Below are 16,814 nucleotides of genomic sequence, written 5' to 3' on the forward strand. Positions count from 1 at the left end.
TCACCGGACCCTCATGGCAGCACTCAAAACCGGCCCGCGGCCCGCCGCAGCACCCGTGGTGTGATCCTGCGCTCTATGAGCGCCATCACCCCGTCGATGAGCAGGGCCAAGCCCGCGACGAGGATCGCTCCGGCGAGAATCTGCCCGCCGTGGCCGGGCCCTAACCCGAAGCCGACCGCGATAATCATCCCGAGGCCGCCGCCGTTGACCGCGGTGGCCAGGGTCGCGGTGGCCACCACGGTGGTGGTCGCGATCCGCAGGCCGGTGGCCAGAAACGGCACCGCCAGCGGCAGCTCGACCCGTAGCAGCCGCTGCGCGGAGGTCATGCCCATACCGAGGGCCGCGTCACGGACCTCGGGATCGATCTCGCGCATCCCGGTGTACGCGTTGGCCAGCAGCGACGGCACCGCGAACACGGCGAGCGCGATGACGACGGCGGGCATGCCCAGGCCCAGCGGGGTGAGGGTGAGGATCGTCAGCAGCGCCACGACCGGCACGGCCTGGGTAAGGTTGGACAGCAGAACGATGACCCCGGCGGCGGCGCCGCGGCGTCCGAGCGTGATGCCCAGCGGCCAGGCGACCGCGCAGCCGAGCAGGACCGCCGCGACGGAGATCTCGATGTGCTCCTGCAGCCGATCCAGGATCCCGCCGGGATTGGTCCAGTTCAGCGGGTCGTTGAACCACACGATCGCATCGTTGATCACGCTCACGCCGAGACCTCCGCTTCGCTCCGGCAGCGGCGCGAGCCAACACCGCATACCCGGTGAGCGGCCTCTCCGCTTCGCTCCGAACCGCTCACGCCGACACCTCCGCTTCGCTCCGGCAGCGGCGCGAGCCAACACCGCATACTCGGTGAGCGGCCTCTCCGCTTCGCTCCGAACCGCTCACGCCGAAACCTCCGCTTCGCTGCGCTCCGAACCGCTCACGCTGCCCGCCTCCTCGTCCAGGGCGTTACAAAGCGGCTGACCACGATCAGCACCAGGTCGAAGATCAGCGCCAGGGCGACGCACGCGATCGCCGCGGTGACGATCTGGGCCTTGTAGAAGTTGTTGCGGAACCCGGCCAGGATCAGCCCGCCGAGTCCGCCCTGGGATCCCACGATCGCGCCGACAGTGACCAACGCCACTGTCGAGACCGTCGCCAGCCGCAGCCCGGTGAGGATGCCGGGCAGGGCGAGCGGCAGTTCGACCCGCCAGAGCCGGGCCAGCCTGGTGTACCCCATCCCGGTGGCCGCTTCGCGCACGTCCTCGGGCACCTGCAGCAGGCTGGTGAGGGCGTTGCGGATGAGCACGATCAGGGCGTACGACGTCAGCGCCACGATCACCGGGGACCGGCCCGTGCCCATGAACGGGGCCAGGAAGGCCAGCAGGGCCAGCGACGGAATCGTGTAAAGCACGCCGGCTGATGTCAGAATCGGCGTGGCGAGCGGGCGCACCCAGTACGCCAGCACCGCCAGCGGAATCGCGATGACCACCGCGATGGCCACCGACCACACCGTGATCACGACGTGGTCGAGGAGCGCATCCCGGAGCGTGTCGTAGTTGTCCTGGACATACGACCAGGAGAACCAGGGATTGCCCGCCTCACCACGAGCCAGGAAGGACATGCGTGGACGTTACCGCGAAGCACGATGCCGCGCCGATCGCGCTCGATCGGCTGCGGAAGGTGTATCCGGATGGCACGGTGGCGGTCGGCGAGCTGAGCCTCGAGATCGGTAGCGGCGAGGTCACCGTCCTCATCGGCCCCTCCGGCTGTGGCAAGTCGACCGTGTTGCGGATGGTCAACCGGCTGATCGAGCCCAGCGCCGGCCGGATCCTCATCGACGACACCGACGTGACCACCGCCGACCCCGTGCGGCTGCGCCGGACCATCGGGTACGTCATCCAGAACGTCGGGCTCTTCCCCCACCAGACCGTGCGCGCCAACGTGGGCACGGTGCCGCGGATGCTCGGCTGGGACCGCCCGCGCATCGCCGAGCGCACCGACGAGCTGCTGGAGCTGGTCGGCCTGGAGCCGGGGCGGTACGCGGGCCGTTACCCGCACGAGCTGTCCGGCGGGCAGCGCCAACGGGTCGGGTTCGCCCGCGCGCTCGCCGCCGACCCGCGGGTGCTGCTCATGGACGAGCCGTTCTCGGCCGTCGATCCGATCAACCGGGGCCGGCTGCAGGACGAGTTCCTTCGCCTGCGGGAGGCGGTGCACACGACCACGATCCTGGTCACGCACGACCTGCAGGAGGCGATCAAGCTCGGCGACCGCATCGCGGTGCTGTCCGACCACGCGCAGCTGCAGCAGTACGCCACGCCGGCGGAGCTGCTCGCCCGGCCGGGCAACGACTTCGTGGAGCGGTTCGTCGGCGAGGACCGCAGCATCATGCGGCTGTCGGTGACGCCGATCCCGTCCGACGGGCTCCGGCCGGTCGCCGAGGCGGGCGACGGCGCGCCGGTGGTGGCGGCCGGCGCGACGCTGCGGGAGGCGTTCGGGGCGATGCTCGCCGCGGGCCACGGCGCCGTGGTCGTGCGCGACGGCGACTCGCCGCTCGGCGCGCTCACCGCTGCCGACGTCCAGGTCGCCCTGGCGTCCGCCGGGGTGGACTCGCCTGCCTGACCCAGCCGATCCGGTACGGCGGTGCACGATCCGGTACCACCCGGCGCTATGGCCGCCGCCCGGCCATCGTCGCCAGGCCGATGATCCAGCCGACGATCAGGGCGTAGCCCGCGCCGGCGGCCGCGTTGACGGTGGCCTGGCCGAGCGAGCCGTGCGGCAGCAGGAACGACGTGACGAAGGCGGCGAGCGCCGCGGCGAACATGTATGCGGCCCAGCCGGTGAGGATCGCCGAGAGGGTGCCGCGCGCGCTGGCGAGTTGCGCGCCGGCGAGCAGCGAGATGAACAGCGCCGTGAAGGCGACCAGCAGGATGGCCTTGAGATCGGCGCCGAGCAGGTCGCGCACCGAGGCGTCGGAGTCGAAGCTCCACGCCGGCCAGGCGAGCGTCTCCAGGAAGATCCCCCGGTCGGCCGACCGGGCCCAGTCGACGTACGCCGGGCTGCCGAAGATCAGCACCAGCAGAAAGGCAACGAACGTACCGGCGCTCGTCGCGGTGCGGTAACGGGATCGCGTGATTGCCATACCCGGATTAGGCCCGCCGGCCGCGAAACCTAAACCGATGTCAATACCTACGTGCTACTTGCCGTGCTGCATGATGTAGTCGATGAACGCGGCCCGGACCAGCGGCTCGGCGTCTCCGTAGTGGTGGCCGGTGACCTCGCGCCACAGGGCGACCGCGTCGTCGATGCTCGCGTCGAGCGAGCCGATCCAGCCGTCCTGCGTGTTGTCGTCGCTGTGGGTCACGTGCGTGAAGAGGTCCCAGAAGAACTTGATGTCACGACGCTGCCGAGCGAGGGCGAACGCGCGGTCCCGCAGCTCGTCCGTCGGCAGCGCATCGAGCTGGGCCAGCGTGGCGTCGGTCATGGGACAAGGTTATCGGGTGCCCCAGCGCTCGGCGCCCCACTCCCCGTCAGCGCCGCCGCCCGGCGACGACGGCCAGCTCCCCGTGCGGCTGGACGGCGGCGACCAGTCGTTGCCCGGCTCGGCCTGGGTCGTGCTCGATGGCGACGCCCAGCTGTCCTCGCCGGCGTCGTCCGGCGTGGTGCGCGGCCGGCCGAAGGTCTCCACGAGGCGGGTCACCACGAGGCCGAGTGCGATCGCGCCGGCGCCCAGGGCGAACGGCGGCAGGCTCCAGCCCTCGGCGGTCGCGTAGCGCAGCAGCAGCGTGATCACCGCGACGGCCAGGATCGTGCCGAACACCCCGCCGCGGCGGCCATAGGCGGACGTGCCGCCCGCGAGCGCCGCGCCGAGCGCCAAGCCGGTGAGCGTGAGTCCGCCGATCGCCGCCGAGCCGTCCGCGGCGGCGACGGTGCGCTCGTCGAGCGCGATGAGCACCCCGGCGATCGCGGACAGCAGCGCCGATCCGGCGATCGAGAGGCCCGTGATGGCGGCCGCGCCGCCGCCGCGCCGGTCGGCCGGGTCGCGCACGGGCCGGAACCGGCCCACCGCGCGGCGCACGGACCGAATCAGCCCGAGTGCGGCCCCGCCGACCGCGATGACGAGCACGGCGAGCGCCCACCACAGCGCGTGATGGCGCGGGTCGTAGGCGCCGGTGACGATCTTCTCGTCCCGCTGGTCGGCGATCCAGGACACCAGCGCGAGGGCGACACCGAAGCTGGCCGCCCAGCCGGGCACGTGGAACGCGACGACCAGCACGGCGATCACGACACCGACGCCGACGGAGATCAGCCCCGTGATGCCGGCCGTCATGGGCAGGCCGCGGTCGGAGTTGCCGGCGAAGAACAGTGCCGCGGCGAAGGCGATCGGTCCTACGGCGAGGTTGGGCGCGCCGGCCCGCAGCGTGAGGCCCACGGCCATCGCGACCAGGCCGAGCTCGGCCCCGGAGAGCAGCAGCGACTGCAGCTCGGCGCCGCGCAGCGCGGCCGGACTGGCGTCGTGCAGCAGGTACAGCAGGGCGGCCGCGGCGAGCAGCAGGACCATCTCCCACAGCGCGTGCACGGCCATCCGGTCGCGGCCGGGCTGGCCGTGCTCGGGGTCGTCGAACACGTCGCCGAGCTGCTGCGCGGTGGGGGTCCGACGCCGGCCGGCGCCCAGCCCGAGCGGGCTCTCGCTGGACGCGCCGTAGGCGGGCGAGACCGGGTAGCTGCCGGGTGTGTAGACCGACTGGTTGGAGACGCCCAGCGTGGGTGCGTCCTCGGGCACGCCCCCGCCGCGGAAGTCGGGCTCGCCGCGGAATCGCGAGTCGTCGTACGCCATGGCGCGCGCCTCCTGCCAACCGACCGGTATGGGTCGCACAGTAACCGCGGATTGTGACCAGCGACAGCCCTTGACGTACCAAACCGCGGTCTTTGTATGTCCCTGTGCCGAATGGCCGGAACTTGGGCGGCGAGCGCTGTCAGGCGATCTGGTCGTCCGGGGTCCGGTCCGCCCCGTCCTTGCGGCCCTGCCTGGGAAGATCTTTGTCGCGGCCCTTGGGTGGCACCCGGCAGGAGCGCTCCAGCCAGAGCGCGGCGGCGATCAGCACGATCGATGCGGCCACGCCGAGCAGGGCCTGCGGCAGGTTCTCGGAGACCTTCGCCAGCACGCCACGCTGCGTGAGCAGCCAGGACGACAATCCGACATACATGCCCCCGAACAGCGCGGCGACCAGCGCTGACGCCTTGCCGAGCACCGCGTAGCGGGCGATCACGAGCGGCTGCAGCGGCCCGGCGCCCTCCTTGCGCAGGATCCGGTTGCGCGTGGAGTAAGCCTCGATGCCCTCGAATAGCGCCAGGCCGATGAGCGTCAGCGGCGGCAGCCAGGGCAGGGTGGGCAGGCTGTTCCAGAAGTTGCTGATGGCGATCCAGGCCAGCGCGGTCGTGGCGAGCGCCGCGATGACCAGCGTGGCCGGACGGGTCGGCTCCATCCGGCCCTTGGGACCGCCGGGTCCGCTTCCGTTGGACTCTTCGGGTGACGGCGTGGCCATCGGCTTCCGCTCCAGATCACGAATCGAGGTGGACGTCAACTCTTGGGCGCAGGTCGGCGAGATCGCCCGCGACCGCGTCGTCGCGGAGCAGGTCATTGACCCAGCCCCGCCCCGGTAGCTGGGCATACGGCTGGATGTCGATCCACGGCCGGAGCACGAAGGCCCGCAGATGGGCGCGCGGATGCGGCAGCGTCAACTCGGGATCGTCGGAGGTCACCGGTTCCCCGTCGTCGTTCCACACGGCAATCACGTCAACGTCAAGGGTACGCGGGCCGAACCGGCGTTCAGGGTCACGCACGCGACCGGCCGCCTCCTCGAGCCGGTGAGCGGTGGCGAGCCAGTCCTTCGGGCCCGCCCCCGGGTCGGTCGCGAGCAGTACCGCGTTGAGGTAGTGCGGCTGGTCGGAGTCGCCCCACGGCGGGGTCTCGTACACCCCGGAGACCACGACGACCGAGTCCCCCAACCCGGCGACCGCGGCGCGCAGGTGCGCCTCCCGGTCGCCCAGGTTGCTGCCCAGCGCCAGCACCGCCCGGGTCACGCGCCCTCCTCGCTTCGCTCGTCGGTTGCATGACCGACAGGCTGAACTTGCCGATGACCGGCCCCTACGCTCCGCTCCGGACCGGTCACGCGCCCTCCTCGCTTCGCTCGTCAGTTGCATGACCGACAGGCTGAACTTGCCGATGACCGGCCCCTACGCTCCGCTCCGGACCGGTCACGGCCGCTCCCGGCGGATCACGACGGCGACGTCGGCGAACTCCAGCGGGATGGGCGCCTGGGGCTTGTGCACGGTCACGGTCGCCGCGCCGACCCGGGCGTCGGCCAGGCAGACGTCGGCCAGGCGCTCGGCGAGCGTCTCGATCAGGTTCACCGGCTCGCCTGATATCACCGCCGCCAGCCGCTCGGCCAGCTCGCCGTAGTGCACGGTGTCGGCGACGTCGTCGGAGGCCGCGGCCGGGCGCAGGTCGAACTCCAGGACTACGTCGACGACGAAGTCCTGGCCCTGGCGGCGTTCGAAGTCGAACACCCCGTGGTGGCCCCGCACCTTGAGCCCGCTCAGCGCGATGCGGTCTGTGGGAGATGTCATCGTGCCGCCTTCGTCGCCTGCCAGACCCTGATCGCATCCACGTTGCCACGGACCTCGTGCACGCGCACGCCCCAAGCGCCCGCGGCGACCGACAACACCGTGGTGGCGATGGTCGCGGCCTCGCGTTCCCCGGTCGGGCGGTCGCGGCCCTCGGCGTCGACGAGCAGCCGGCCCAGGTGCGACTTCCGGCTCGATCCGACCAGGACCGGATGGCCGAGCCCGACGAGGTCGGCCAGGTGGGCGGCGAGCCGCCAGGTGTGCTCCGGCTTCTTGGCGAAGCCGAGGCCGGGGTCGAGGATCAGCCGGTCGGGGGACACGCCAGCGCCGACCGCAGCGTCGACCCGCTCCAGCAGTTCCGCGGAAACCTCCTTGACCACGTCGTCGTAGACAGCCAGGTCGGCCATTCGGCGGGAGTGCCCGCGCCAGTGCATGAGCACCCACGGGCAGCCGGCGTCGGCGACCACCCGCGCCATGTCCGGGTCGGCCAGCCCGCCGGAGACGTCGTTGACCACCTCGACGCCGGCCTCGAGAGCGGCCGCGGCGACGGCGGCGCGGGTCGTGTCGATGCTCATCGTGACGCCCTCGCCGACCAACGCCCGGATCACCGGCAGCACCCGGGCCAGTTCGGTCGGCGCGTCGACCCGGTCGGCGCCGGGCCGGGTGCTCTCGCCGCCCACGTCGATGACGTCGGCGCCCTCGTCGCACATCTGCCGCGCGTGCTCCACGGCGTCGTCCAGGTCCGCGTAGCGACCACCGTCGGAGAAGCTGTCCGGGGTCACGTTGAGCACACCCATCACCACGGGCGAGGGACGTCGCAAGAGCATCACTTGAATGAAGGTACTCAACTCAACAGGGGCGCTCGGTGGCGACCTGCGACAACCCAGCGGGGGCCGCGCCGGGACGCCACAGGAGGCACACTATGCCCACTGGCCACGGAGCGGTCAGCTTGTTGGAAAGAGGGCCGCAACGTACTCTCTGCAAGTGAACGTTATTCGGACCGTTAAACCCGACAAAGGGCATTTAGCAGGGCAAACACCCGGATAAGGTTCCGCTGGAGAGCGACACAGCAGCCGTGGTGATACCGCGGGGTCGTCTTTTCGGCGAGGCTTAACGCGCGGCGTGCACATCGCCCGTCGCGCCTCCGGGGAGGTCTGATGATGTTGATGGAGATCGGCCAGGCGATGTGGGGCTCCGCCGCACACGCCGTGGATGCGATCGCCCTCGCGCCGACGCCGACGCCCGAGCCGAAGACGATCAACACCGACGGCATCCTGACCTTCTTCACCACCAAGATCGTGCCGATCCTGCTCGCGGCGCTCGGGGTGATCTTCATCGGCCGGGCGAGCAAGGGCGAGGTTTCGCGCGTGCTCACCAGTTCGGCGATCGCGATCATCGGCCTGGCCTTCGTCGCCGGCGCCGCGTCGCTGTTCTTCTTCGGCGACTCGCTGGTCAGCCTGATCTTCGCCAAGTAGGCCTGACTCCATGCGCCTGCGCACCGACGACGACATCTACCGGGCCCGCCTGGTCTACCTCGGGCCGCCCGGTTACACGCTGCCGATCCAGCTGCCGTATGCGCAGTACGGGGTGTTCGCACTGCTGGTGCCGCTGTTCATGTTCATCCGCTACCTGATCACGCTGCACGTCGACTACTTCCCCGCCTACGAGATCGCACTCGCGATCGTGGCGACGTCGCTGATCTTCCGTTACGTCGACCCCGATCGACCCGCCCGCATGGTGGTCCGCACCGCCCTGACCGACTGGCGCCACACCCGCGAGCCCAGCTCCGAGCTGCGCGACGCCCGCCTGGTCGCCTCGAAGGTGCGCATCCGCCCGGAACTCACCGGTGATCTCGTATGACCACTCCGCCACCCCGTAGAACCGGGGGACATCAGGACCGCTCGGACATTGACGACGACGCTGCGCAATCAATCGATTACGATGGCGGACTACGCGCGGCGGCCGAGGGCGGCCGCGTCGCGATGTTCCAGGGCGCCAGCGGCCAACCCGGTGCGCATGGCCGCGGCGGCACGGAGCGACCGGTGAGCGCGCAGCCGGCGCCCGACGTCGACTCGCCCTTCCTCGGCCTCTTCGACGACCCTCCGGGCGGCCAGCCGCGCGACCGGCTCCGGGCGCTCGAGCCAGGCCCCGGCCGGGTCGAGCGCGTCCAGCCGGTCTCCGGCATCCCGGTCTCCGGCATCCCGATCTCCGCCGCGCCGTCCTCGGGCGCACCGCGGGCCCCCGAGGACCTCCGCGCGCCGAAGCGGGCCGTCCCGCGCAGCCCCGCCAGCGGCGCGGAGCCGGTGCGCACCAACGGCGAGCGCCTGACGACCCGGCCCGCGCTGGGTTCGCGGGCGACGGAGCCGCCGGTCGACCGGTCCCAGTCCCGGGCGCCCGAGCGCCTCGGCCAGCAGGGCGAGCGGTCGCCGGCCCGCGCACCCGAGCGGGTGGGGCAGCCAGGCGGGCGCACCGGCGGTACAACCAGAAAACCCTCGGCGGCGCTCACCACCACCTCGTCGCCCCCGGATCGGCGCACCCCGCCCGACCGCGTGGTGCCGGCACAGCAGCCGCCCCGCCCGCCCCGCATGCAGCCGCCGCCCCAGCGCGGCCGGAAGACGCCGCTCGACCGCACGCCCAAGCCGCGGCACAAGGACCGCGGTGCGGCGATCGACCTGGCGGTCACCGAGATCGCCGGGCACCTGACGTTCACCCCCAACACGGTCACCGCGTGGTATTGGCTGCCCGAGGTTCGCTGGGCGTTCCGGCCCGACACCGAGCGGGAGGCGCTGCTGTCGGCGATCTCCGAGCAGTACGCCGGCCTGGCCGGGTTCCGGCTGCACCTGCGCCGCACGACCAGGCCGTTCCCGGCCGACGAGTGGGCACGCGTGGTCGACGGCAACACGCCGCGCCCGTTGCCCACCGCCGGCGGCCCGACGTGGGCCGACCACCTGGTCGCCGCGCAGAAGCACCTGCTGTCGATCAACCACGCCGAGGGCCAGACGTATCTCGGGATCGCCTTCGCCCGCCGCACGCTGGGCGACACCTTCGCCGAGCGCATCGGCGCGCTGTTCAAGCGCGGGGTCGCCGACGCGGAACGGCGCCGGATGGCCCGGACCGTCGAGCAGTTCGACGAGGTGCTGGGCGCCTTCGGTATGCGCGGCCGGCGGGTCACCGCGTTCGAGCTGGAGTGGCTGCTGTACCGCTCGGTCGCGCTGTGCATGTCGCCGCCGGGGCACATCACCACCCTCGACGGCTCGTGGAACTCCGGCGACCTGCTGGCCCTGACCGAGACGGTGGAGCGCTATCGCACGCCGTACGGGTCGACGGTGAAGCTGGTCAACCGAGTCAGCGGCGAGGAGCGGCACGTCGCCGTGCTCACCGTCGGCCGGATGGAGCCGCTGGAGATCCCCGAGCGGCACGAGCCGTGGCTGCACTTCCACGAGCGGCTGCCGTGGCCGATGGAGCTCTCGTCGCGGATCGACATCCTGGGCCCCGGCGACTCGTTCCGCAACCTCGAGCACCGCCTGCGCCTGATCCGCTCCCAGCAGGCCGACTACTCCGAGCACGGCATCGACGCGCCCCCCGAGCTCGAGCGCCTCGCCAGGCGCGCGCTCACCATCGGCGACGAGATCAGCACCGGCCTGCCCGTCGACTCGTCCCGCGCGCACGGCTGGCACCGCATCGCGGTCGGCGGGCGCACCCGCGAGGAATGCCTCGAGCGGGCGCGGCGGGTCACGCAGATGTACTCGCGCGAGATGCGCGTCGCGCTGCAGCACCCGAAGAACCAGGACTGGATGGCCCGCGAGTTCATCCCGGGCGAGCCGCTGGCCAACACCGGCTACCTGCGCCGGATGCCGGTCAAGCTCTTCGCGGCCGCCCTGCCGCAGGCCGCCTCCACCGTCGGCGATCGCCGCGGCGACCTCATCGGCCGCACCGCCGGCACCTCCCGCCGCCCGGTCTTCCTCGACCTACACTTCCCGATGGAGGTGCGCGAGCGCTCGGGCCTGGCGGTGTTCGTGGCCGAGCCGGGCGGTGGCAAGTCGACCCTCATGGGCGCGCTCGGCTATCTGGCCGCGCGGCGCGGGGTACAGGTGACGCTCCTCGACCCGTCGGGCCCGCTCGCGCGGCTGTGCAGCATGCCCGAGCTGGCTCCCTACGCCCGCGTGCTCAACCTGACCGGCTCCGAACAGGGCACCCTCGCCCCCTACTCCCTGATCCCCACCCCGCAACGCTCCCACTACGCGACCGGCCCGTCCGGCGACCGCGAGTTCGAGATCGCGATCTCCAACGCGCGCGCCGAGCGCCGCATGCTCGTCCAAGACATCTGCATGATGCTCGTACCGCCGCAGGTGGCCCGGGAGGCCTCGACCGCCACAATGCTGCGCCACGCCGTCCGCCAGGTCCCGGCCGAGGAATCCTCGACCCTCGAGGACGTGATCCGCGCCCTGCGCGACACCGGCGACCAGGACGCCGCCGAACTGGGCAACCTCCTGCTCGACACCGCCGAGATGCCGCTCGCCATGCTCTTCTTCGGCTCCCCGCCCCCCGGCCTCCTCGGCGCCGACGCCGCCCTCACCGTCATCACCATGGCCGGCCTCCGCCTCCCCGACCTCAAGATCGAGCGCGAGTACTGGTCGGCCGAGGAGTCCCTGGCCCTGCCCATGCTCCACACCGCCCACCGCCTGGCCGTGCGCCGCTGCTACGGCGGCGACATGACCGCACGCAAGCTCGTCGGCCTGGACGAGGCCCACTTCATGGAGGGCTGGCGCTCCGGCCGTTCCTTCCTGGTCCGCCTGGCCCGCGACTCGCGCAAGTGGAACCTCGCCGCCCTGGTCGCCTCGCAGAACCCCAACGACATCCTCGGCCTGGATGTGCAGAACCTCGTCTCCACCGTCTTCGTCGGCCGCATCGCCGAGGACTCCGAGATCGCCGCGGAGGCCCTCCGCCTCCTGCGGGTACCGACGGACGTGGGTTACGAGCAGACGCTCGCCGCTCTGTCCCAAGTCGACACGAGTTCGTCGTCGCGACTGGGCTTCCGCGAGTTCGTGATGCGCGACGTGGACGGCCGCGTGCAGAAGGTTCGGGTGGACGTGTCGTACGTCCCCGAACTGCTGCGTTACCTGGACACAACACCGGGGGGTGTTCCAACCGCCGGCACCGTCGGCGGCGAGGTCGTGGACGTCCACGACGAGGACCCGGAGGATGATCGGTGAGACGCCTGCCCATGTACGTGGCCGTGGTCCTCATAACGGCCTTGGCCACAGTGTTCGGAGCCCCCACCCCCCCAGCAACGGCCTCCCCCACCCGCGCCCCGGGCGACCCCCTCTGCACAGTCGAGGAATGGCGGGTCCCGAGCAACTTCCAAAACTGCGCGAATCGACTGCAGGTTAACGTCCAGGGCAAGCTGAGCTGCCTGAACGCACCAACCCCGAGCGCCCCCGACTCCGGCATGGCTGGTTGGTTCGCCCAGCAGCCGGACCCGGATCGCGGCTCACGCCTGTGGTTCAGGTATAGCGAATATGGGTATGCCGGTTACGACTTCACAACGTACGATCTTAAATGCGCTTCAGTGGTGACTAACCCGAGCGCCGAGTTTGAAAACACTATTGCTAACGGCGAATTTCTGATCGCGACCGGTTTCCTTGGAGCCTCGAATGCGCTCCGCGAACGCGCATGGGACCCATCCTACATGTGGGGCTGGGCCGACCCCTTGGTGGATACTGCAACCAAGGCGATCTATTCAAAAGTGTTCACCGCTTTCGGTGCGGTGACGTTAGCGGTCGTCGGCCTCTACCTCCTCTGGCGCTCTCGCCAGTCCGATCTGTCCAACGCGGTCACTACAGCTGGCTGGGCGGTCTTCGTGATGGTCCTCATCACCGCGATTGCACACTGGCCCACATGGTCAGCCGGACTGGCAGACAAGAGCCTCATCACCAGCCTCGGCGTCATTCACAATGCAGTTGGATCCCAGGACGACTCCATACCGCCGGACAAGTGCCGCAACCCCGATCCGGCCGCCTGTCAGGACAACCGGCCGCCCGCTGCACGCGCAAGCGATACCGTCGTTGAGGGCCTCCTTTATCGCAACTGGCTCCGCGGCACACTAGGCTCCGCTGAGAGTGAAACCGCCCAGAAATACGGACCTGCCCTTTACGACGCGAAATCATTCTCGTGGGATGACATCCAGAGCATCCGGGCCGACGAGAAGCGCGCAGCCGAAGAAGAGCAGCAGCGCATTCGCGAACACCGCCCCGGGCCGCCGATCGTGTCGACGATGCGAAAGGTCATAACCGAAGAAAAGCAGCAGCAGTGGATGAAAATCGCGGAACAAATTCGGACGGAGGACCCGGAGGCCTATGAGCACCTCCAGGGTGCCCACGGAATGGACCGCATCGGTTCAGGATTCCTTGCCATTCTCTCTGCGCTATTCTTCACAATGTTCGACATCACGGCCTCGGTACTCGTCATCCTCGGATTCCTGCTATTCCGCTGGGCAGTCATTGCGTCGCCGATCCTGGGCACCATCGGACTGCTACGGCCGGCCAACGCCGGACTCCGCCGCCTCGGTAACGCGGTCATTGCGGCGATTTTCAACATCATCATCTTTGGCACTGGGTCGGCTATTTATTTGTTCGCCGTTACGTTGATTTTGAAGACGGGCTCGCTTGCTCCCTGGTTGCAAGTCTTGCTCATCTGGCTTACCGGGGTCGTGGGGTGGCTGTTGCTGCGGCCTTACCGACGGATCACGCAGCTTGGCGGGAAGGACTCGACGCGAGCCATCACCTCGGCCGGGGGCTGGCATCGGCTCTTCATGCGTGACGTGCGGCAGGCAGCGGCGCTCAAGGTGGTCGAGGCCGGCGGGACCAAGGAGCCGGGGGCTCAGCGGCGAAGCGGGGAGAGCGTGCAGACGCAGCAACGGCCCGAGTCGCGGAGTGAGGACTCGGTGTCGATTGGCAGTGGGGACGGGACACCTGCCGAGCGGCCGGAGGCTGGACGGTCGTCGCGTGGGGAGGCGCCGCAGCAGGCTCGGCGGCGGCGGGAGCCTGGGTGGGAGGAGCCCGACGTTCCCGCTGAGAATGCGCCCTCCTACTCGATTTACCGGCCCGGCTCGGATCGGTCCGCCGCTGAGCGGCCGCGGGCTCGGCGGCCGGAGTCGGCGACTCTTCCAGGGTAGGCGGCCATGCGTACGGTCCTGCGGCTGCTTGGTACGCGGTACGGCATCGCGTTGGTGTTGGTTGTCGTCGTGCTCGTGGTCGTGGGGGTCGGGCGGACGGTGCTCGACGACAGGGGTGGGCGCTCGGCGAACGACGCGCTCGGGCCGACGGTGGCGCCGGTGCCCACTTCGGCGGACCCGTTCAGCTCGCTCGGGGACGACGGGGTCAACGAGCCGGTGGCGGCGCCCTCGCTGAGCAAGGGGGCCGCGGACGTTTCGACTGTGGCCGATCGGTTTGCCAAGGCGTGGCTGCGCAAGCCCGGGATTACCGGGGAGCAGTGGCGGGCGGAGCTGAAGCCGGACGCTTCGGCGGAGCTCATGGTCGAGCTTGCCGATACCGACCCCGCCGACGTGCCGACGGCGACGATCACCGGGGCGGTCCAGTTGCAAGGCGGCGGGCAGGCGACAGTGGCCAAGTTTCCGGCCGAGGGCGGCACGATCGTGCTGGAGTTGCAGGTCTTCGACGGGCGGTGGCAGGTCACCTCGCTGGACTGGGAGGTCGCGTGAGCGTCCTCGGGGAAGACGACGATCTTGAGGTACAAACCGGGAAAAAGCGGATCCGACCGGCGCTCCTCGCTGCCCTCTGCACGCTCCTGCTGCTGTTGTGTTGTGGCGGCGGCGTCGTGGCTTTCTTCCTCGACGCGGCGCGTAACACGCAGAACTACGACGCCGGGTGCGGCAACGGGGAACTCGTCGACGCCGCCGCCAAAATGCCGGGCCACCATGGGCTCTCCGAGGAACAGGTCCGCAACGCCGCGATCATTGTGCGTGTTGGGCAGGACATGAACGTGCCGCCGCGCGGGTGGGTGATCGCCGTGGCCACCGCGATGCAGGAGTCCAGTCTGCACAACCTGCCGAATCTCGGAGCGCGCAACGATCACGACTCGCTCGGGCTGTTCCAGCAGCGGCCGAGCACCGGGTGGGGCACGCCGGCGCAGATCATGGATCCGCAGTACGCCTCGCGGAAATTCTACGAAAAGCTACTGACGGTGCCTGGGTGGATGCGGATGAGCCTGACCCGGGCCGCGCAGCGCGTGCAGCGCAGCGCGTTCCCCGACGCGTACGCCAAGCATGAACAGCTGGCGAGCACCGTGGTCAACTCGCTGACCGGCGGAGCGGCACGCGCGGCGGGCGACTCCACGACGCTGAAGTGCGTCAGCGGCGACCAGATCGCCGCGTCGGGCTGGACGGCGCCGGTGAACGGCGAGGTCGGCTCCGGGTACCGTACCGCGTCGCGCCCGACCCACCAGGGCGTCGACCTGATCGTGCCGCGGGGCACGCCGATCCGCGCCGCCGCCGGGGGCCTGGTCGTGAAGGTGCGCTGCCAGGCCCACCTGGCCAACGGCACCGACTGGGGCTGCTGGCGGGACGGGTCGCCGTCGGTGCTCGGGTGCGGCTGGTACGTGGAGATCCGGCATGCGAACGACCTTCTTACGAGATACTGCCACATGGTGAAGCAGCCAAGCGTCGTCGTGGGCCAGCACGTGGCACCCGGCCAGGAGATAGGGGTCGCCGGAACGACCGGGCACTCGTCCGGGCCACACCTGCACTTCGAGATTCACATCAACAGCGACCCGAGTAACAATGGCGCGATCGACCCTGTGCCGTTCATGCAGCGGATGGGCGCACCCTTGGGGGTCAAGCCATGAGCGACCTGCCCGGTGGCGAGGACTTTCCCGACTGGGATCTGCTTGCTGGCAGTACCGAGCGCACACCGGCCGGGATCGAGTTCGTACCCGCCTCGAGCCTGCGCGACCTGCGGGGGCGCCGGGCGATCGTCGGACTGCCAGGCTTGGGGTGGCGCGGCGACCTGCGCATCGATGACGTTGTGGTGCAGGCGAGCCGGACGTACGTGCCGGCACTACCCGAGCATGAGTGGTACCGGGCCGAGGCCGAACAGACCGAGGTCTTCGCTCCCCTCGTACCGCTGGAGCGGGTGTGGGTCGAACGGGTATCGAGCGCCGTCACCCCCTCTGACAGCCCCGCCGACCTGCGGCTGGTGTCGCTCGACGCGCCGCCGTCCCGAGCGCCACGGCGGGCGTTGGACGTACGGGCGGTCACCGGGCTGCGGGTCGTCCGGGTGCCGGGGCCGGGGGACAAGACGGGGAAAGACCAGCGGGACCTGCGGGCGGTCACGGACGCGTACAGCGGCGTCGAGGGCGACATCTGCGTGCGCGTTTGCCGGGAGGTGGACTGGTACCGGTGGGCGTGGAGCGGCCAGCCGCCCAAGACCCTGGAGGTCCCGATTCACCTACTGTGGGCGGAGTAGATCAGCTCAGCTTCGTGGCGGAGCACACCCGCCAACTGCTGCTCCTGACCGTGCCGAACTGCCATTCCTGGGCTTTGATCGACCTACGGCTACCGTCCTCCGGGATCTCCAGATTGATTCTCACACGCACGGTCGCCGAGTCACCTGCCTGCGTGGTGACCGCCATGTTGGACGTGAACATCGTGATCGCGATGCTGAACTTCGTCTCCAACTGCTCCACATCCTCAAGAGCCTTATCGACTGCCGACAGATCCGGTATGGAACAGGCGAAGACGTTTGCGCGCGTCACATCGCGTTTGTTGAATCGCGCGTCGAGATACTGCCGCAGCGTCGCTGTAGGGCTGCCGCGGTCAGGTTCGGTGGCCTTGTCGTACAGGACGTACGCGGTCAGCGAGCCTCCCAGGCAGACGAGTGCTGCGACGGCCGCTAGGACCAGCAGTACGGTTCGGCGGGCGCTGGGGCGCTTTCTTGGGGGAGGCGGAGGAGCTGAAGGGGGTGGGGCGGTCCGGGGGCGGCCGATCGGGACGCCGCGGTCGATGATCTCGCCCTCGAGGATCTCGTCGTTGCCTGGGCGGGAGCGTGGAATCGGCTGGCTCTGGTCCACGCTCGGGTCGTTGGGCTTCGATGGGTCCACGCTCCAGAGGCTAGCCGCCGCGCGTCGCCCGGGCACATTCCCGCGCCGCACAGCGGGGAGTAGGTCCTAGGGCGGGGCGGCTACCTGCG

Annotated in this window: 18 protein-coding genes; 8 read left to right on the plus strand and 10 right to left on the minus strand. The window is 70.3% G+C overall.

Features of this window, described 5'->3' with window-relative positions; genetic code table 11:
• Positions 1–23: 23 nt before the first annotated feature.
• Positions 24–758 (minus strand): ABC transporter permease, encoded by a 735-nt coding sequence (locus ABT297_RS04365; RefSeq protein WP_502885485.1) that lies wholly within the window; start codon positions 756–758, stop codon positions 24–26.
• Positions 759–922: 164 nt separating this feature from the next.
• On the minus strand, positions 923–1,606 hold the full coding sequence (locus ABT297_RS04370; protein WP_350544548.1) for an ABC transporter permease: 684 nt from the start codon (positions 1,604–1,606) through the stop codon (positions 923–925).
• 2 nt (positions 1,607–1,608) lie between these two features.
• Here ABT297_RS04370 and ABT297_RS04375 point away from each other — a divergent pair, with 2 nt between their 5' ends.
• Positions 1,609–2,604 carry an ABC transporter ATP-binding protein gene (locus ABT297_RS04375; protein ID WP_350544551.1) on the plus strand — a complete coding sequence of 332 codons (996 nt, stop codon included), beginning with the start codon at positions 1,609–1,611 and terminating at the stop codon, positions 2,602–2,604.
• A gap of 46 nt (positions 2,605–2,650) precedes the next feature.
• On the opposite strand, the gene ABT297_RS04380 is transcribed toward ABT297_RS04375, so the two are convergent.
• From ABT297_RS04380 to folP, 7 genes are all read right to left on the minus strand, one after another.
• Positions 2,651–3,124, minus strand: a complete 474-nt coding sequence (locus ABT297_RS04380) for a hypothetical protein (RefSeq protein ID WP_350544554.1) — start codon at positions 3,122–3,124, stop codon at positions 2,651–2,653.
• 54 nt (positions 3,125–3,178) lie between these two features.
• A complete protein-coding gene (locus tag ABT297_RS04385) occupies positions 3,179–3,466 on the minus strand; it encodes a hypothetical protein (RefSeq protein WP_350544556.1) in 288 nt (95 codons plus the stop codon).
• 9 nt (positions 3,467–3,475) lie between these two features.
• Positions 3,476–4,819 carry an ABC transporter permease gene (locus ABT297_RS04390; RefSeq protein ID WP_350544558.1) on the minus strand — a complete coding sequence of 448 codons (1,344 nt, stop codon included), beginning with the start codon at positions 4,817–4,819 and terminating at the stop codon, positions 3,476–3,478.
• Positions 4,820–4,958: 139 nt separating this feature from the next.
• Positions 4,959–5,528 carry a DUF3180 domain-containing protein gene (locus ABT297_RS04395; RefSeq protein ID WP_502885486.1) on the minus strand — a complete coding sequence of 190 codons (570 nt, stop codon included), beginning with the start codon at positions 5,526–5,528 and terminating at the stop codon, positions 4,959–4,961.
• A 16-nt stretch (positions 5,529–5,544) separates the two neighbouring features.
• Positions 5,545–6,066 carry a 2-amino-4-hydroxy-6-hydroxymethyldihydropteridine diphosphokinase gene (gene folK, locus ABT297_RS04400; RefSeq protein ID WP_350544561.1) on the minus strand — a complete coding sequence of 174 codons (522 nt, stop codon included), beginning with the start codon at positions 6,064–6,066 and terminating at the stop codon, positions 5,545–5,547.
• Positions 6,067–6,240: 174 nt separating this feature from the next.
• A complete protein-coding gene (folB, locus tag ABT297_RS04405; protein WP_350544563.1) occupies positions 6,241–6,612 on the minus strand; it encodes a dihydroneopterin aldolase in 372 nt (123 codons plus the stop codon).
• Positions 6,609–7,436 carry a dihydropteroate synthase gene (gene folP, locus ABT297_RS04410; RefSeq protein WP_350544670.1) on the minus strand — a complete coding sequence of 276 codons (828 nt, stop codon included), beginning with the start codon at positions 7,434–7,436 and terminating at the stop codon, positions 6,609–6,611. The genes folB and folP overlap by 4 nt, the downstream gene beginning before the upstream one ends.
• A 330-nt stretch (positions 7,437–7,766) precedes the next feature.
• Between folP and ABT297_RS04415 the strand changes: the two genes are divergently transcribed.
• From ABT297_RS04415 to ABT297_RS04445, 7 genes are all read left to right on the plus strand, one after another.
• Positions 7,767–8,084 carry a hypothetical protein gene (locus tag ABT297_RS04415; RefSeq protein ID WP_350544565.1) on the plus strand — a complete coding sequence of 106 codons (318 nt, stop codon included), beginning with the start codon at positions 7,767–7,769 and terminating at the stop codon, positions 8,082–8,084.
• A gap of 10 nt (positions 8,085–8,094) precedes the next feature.
• On the plus strand, positions 8,095–8,469 hold the full coding sequence (locus ABT297_RS04420; RefSeq protein WP_350544567.1) for a hypothetical protein: 375 nt from the start codon (positions 8,095–8,097) through the stop codon (positions 8,467–8,469).
• A gap of 182 nt (positions 8,470–8,651) precedes the next feature.
• Complete coding sequence (locus tag ABT297_RS04425; RefSeq protein WP_502885487.1) at positions 8,652–11,822, plus strand: ATP-binding protein; 3,171 nt, start codon at positions 8,652–8,654, stop codon at positions 11,820–11,822.
• Between the two features lie 11 nt (positions 11,823–11,833).
• Positions 11,834–13,783 (plus strand): MFS transporter, encoded by a 1,950-nt coding sequence (locus ABT297_RS04430; RefSeq protein WP_350544673.1) that lies wholly within the window; start codon positions 11,834–11,836, stop codon positions 13,781–13,783.
• A 6-nt stretch (positions 13,784–13,789) separates the two neighbouring features.
• On the plus strand, positions 13,790–14,329 hold the full coding sequence (locus ABT297_RS04435) for a hypothetical protein (RefSeq protein ID WP_350544573.1): 540 nt from the start codon (positions 13,790–13,792) through the stop codon (positions 14,327–14,329).
• A 50-nt stretch (positions 14,330–14,379) separates the two neighbouring features.
• Complete coding sequence (locus tag ABT297_RS04440) at positions 14,380–15,471, plus strand: M23 family metallopeptidase (RefSeq protein ID WP_502885491.1); 1,092 nt, start codon at positions 14,380–14,382, stop codon at positions 15,469–15,471.
• Complete coding sequence (locus ABT297_RS04445; protein ID WP_350544578.1) at positions 15,468–16,091, plus strand: hypothetical protein; 624 nt, start codon at positions 15,468–15,470, stop codon at positions 16,089–16,091. Before ABT297_RS04440 ends, ABT297_RS04445 begins: the two co-directional genes overlap by 4 nt.
• Before the next feature lies 1 nt (position 16,092).
• On the opposite strand, the gene ABT297_RS04450 is transcribed toward ABT297_RS04445, so the two are convergent.
• Positions 16,093–16,725, minus strand: coding sequence for a hypothetical protein (locus ABT297_RS04450; protein ID WP_350544580.1), 633 nt, complete (start codon positions 16,723–16,725; stop codon positions 16,093–16,095).
• Between the last annotated feature and the right edge of the window lie 89 nt (positions 16,726–16,814).

Source organism: Dactylosporangium sp. NPDC000555 (genome assembly GCF_040300025.1).
Classification (GTDB): Bacteria; Actinomycetota; Actinomycetes; order Mycobacteriales; family Micromonosporaceae; genus Dactylosporangium.

What these genes read in the sequence shown, in the direction of transcription:
- ABT297_RS04385 (WP_350544556.1), bottom strand. Translation starts at nt 3,466, where the DNA reads ATGACCGACGCCACGCTGGCCCAGCTCGATGCGCTGCCGACGGACGAG.
- folB (WP_350544563.1), bottom strand. Translation starts at nt 6,612, where the DNA reads ATGACATCTCCCACAGACCGCATCGCGCTGAGCGGGCTCAAGGTGCGG.
- ABT297_RS04435 (WP_350544573.1), top strand. Translation starts at nt 13,790, where the DNA reads ATGCGTACGGTCCTGCGGCTGCTTGGTACGCGGTACGGCATCGCGTTG.
- ABT297_RS04445 (WP_350544578.1), top strand. Translation starts at nt 15,468, where the DNA reads ATGAGCGACCTGCCCGGTGGCGAGGACTTTCCCGACTGGGATCTGCTT.
- ABT297_RS04365 (WP_502885485.1), bottom strand. Translation starts at nt 758, where the DNA reads ATGCGGTGTTGGCTCGCGCCGCTGCCGGAGCGAAGCGGAGGTCTCGGC.
- ABT297_RS04370 (WP_350544548.1), bottom strand. Translation starts at nt 1,606, where the DNA reads ATGTCCTTCCTGGCTCGTGGTGAGGCGGGCAATCCCTGGTTCTCCTGG.
- ABT297_RS04395 (WP_502885486.1), bottom strand. Translation starts at nt 5,528, where the DNA reads ATGGCCACGCCGTCACCCGAAGAGTCCAACGGAAGCGGACCCGGCGGT.
- ABT297_RS04430 (WP_350544673.1), top strand. Translation starts at nt 11,834, where the DNA reads ATGTACGTGGCCGTGGTCCTCATAACGGCCTTGGCCACAGTGTTCGGA.
- ABT297_RS04415 (WP_350544565.1), top strand. Translation starts at nt 7,767, where the DNA reads ATGATGTTGATGGAGATCGGCCAGGCGATGTGGGGCTCCGCCGCACAC.
- ABT297_RS04420 (WP_350544567.1), top strand. Translation starts at nt 8,095, where the DNA reads ATGCGCCTGCGCACCGACGACGACATCTACCGGGCCCGCCTGGTCTAC.
- folP (WP_350544670.1), bottom strand. Translation starts at nt 7,436, where the DNA reads ATGCTCTTGCGACGTCCCTCGCCCGTGGTGATGGGTGTGCTCAACGTG.
- ABT297_RS04380 (WP_350544554.1), bottom strand. Translation starts at nt 3,124, where the DNA reads ATGGCAATCACGCGATCCCGTTACCGCACCGCGACGAGCGCCGGTACG.
- ABT297_RS04390 (WP_350544558.1), bottom strand. Translation starts at nt 4,819, where the DNA reads ATGGCGTACGACGACTCGCGATTCCGCGGCGAGCCCGACTTCCGCGGC.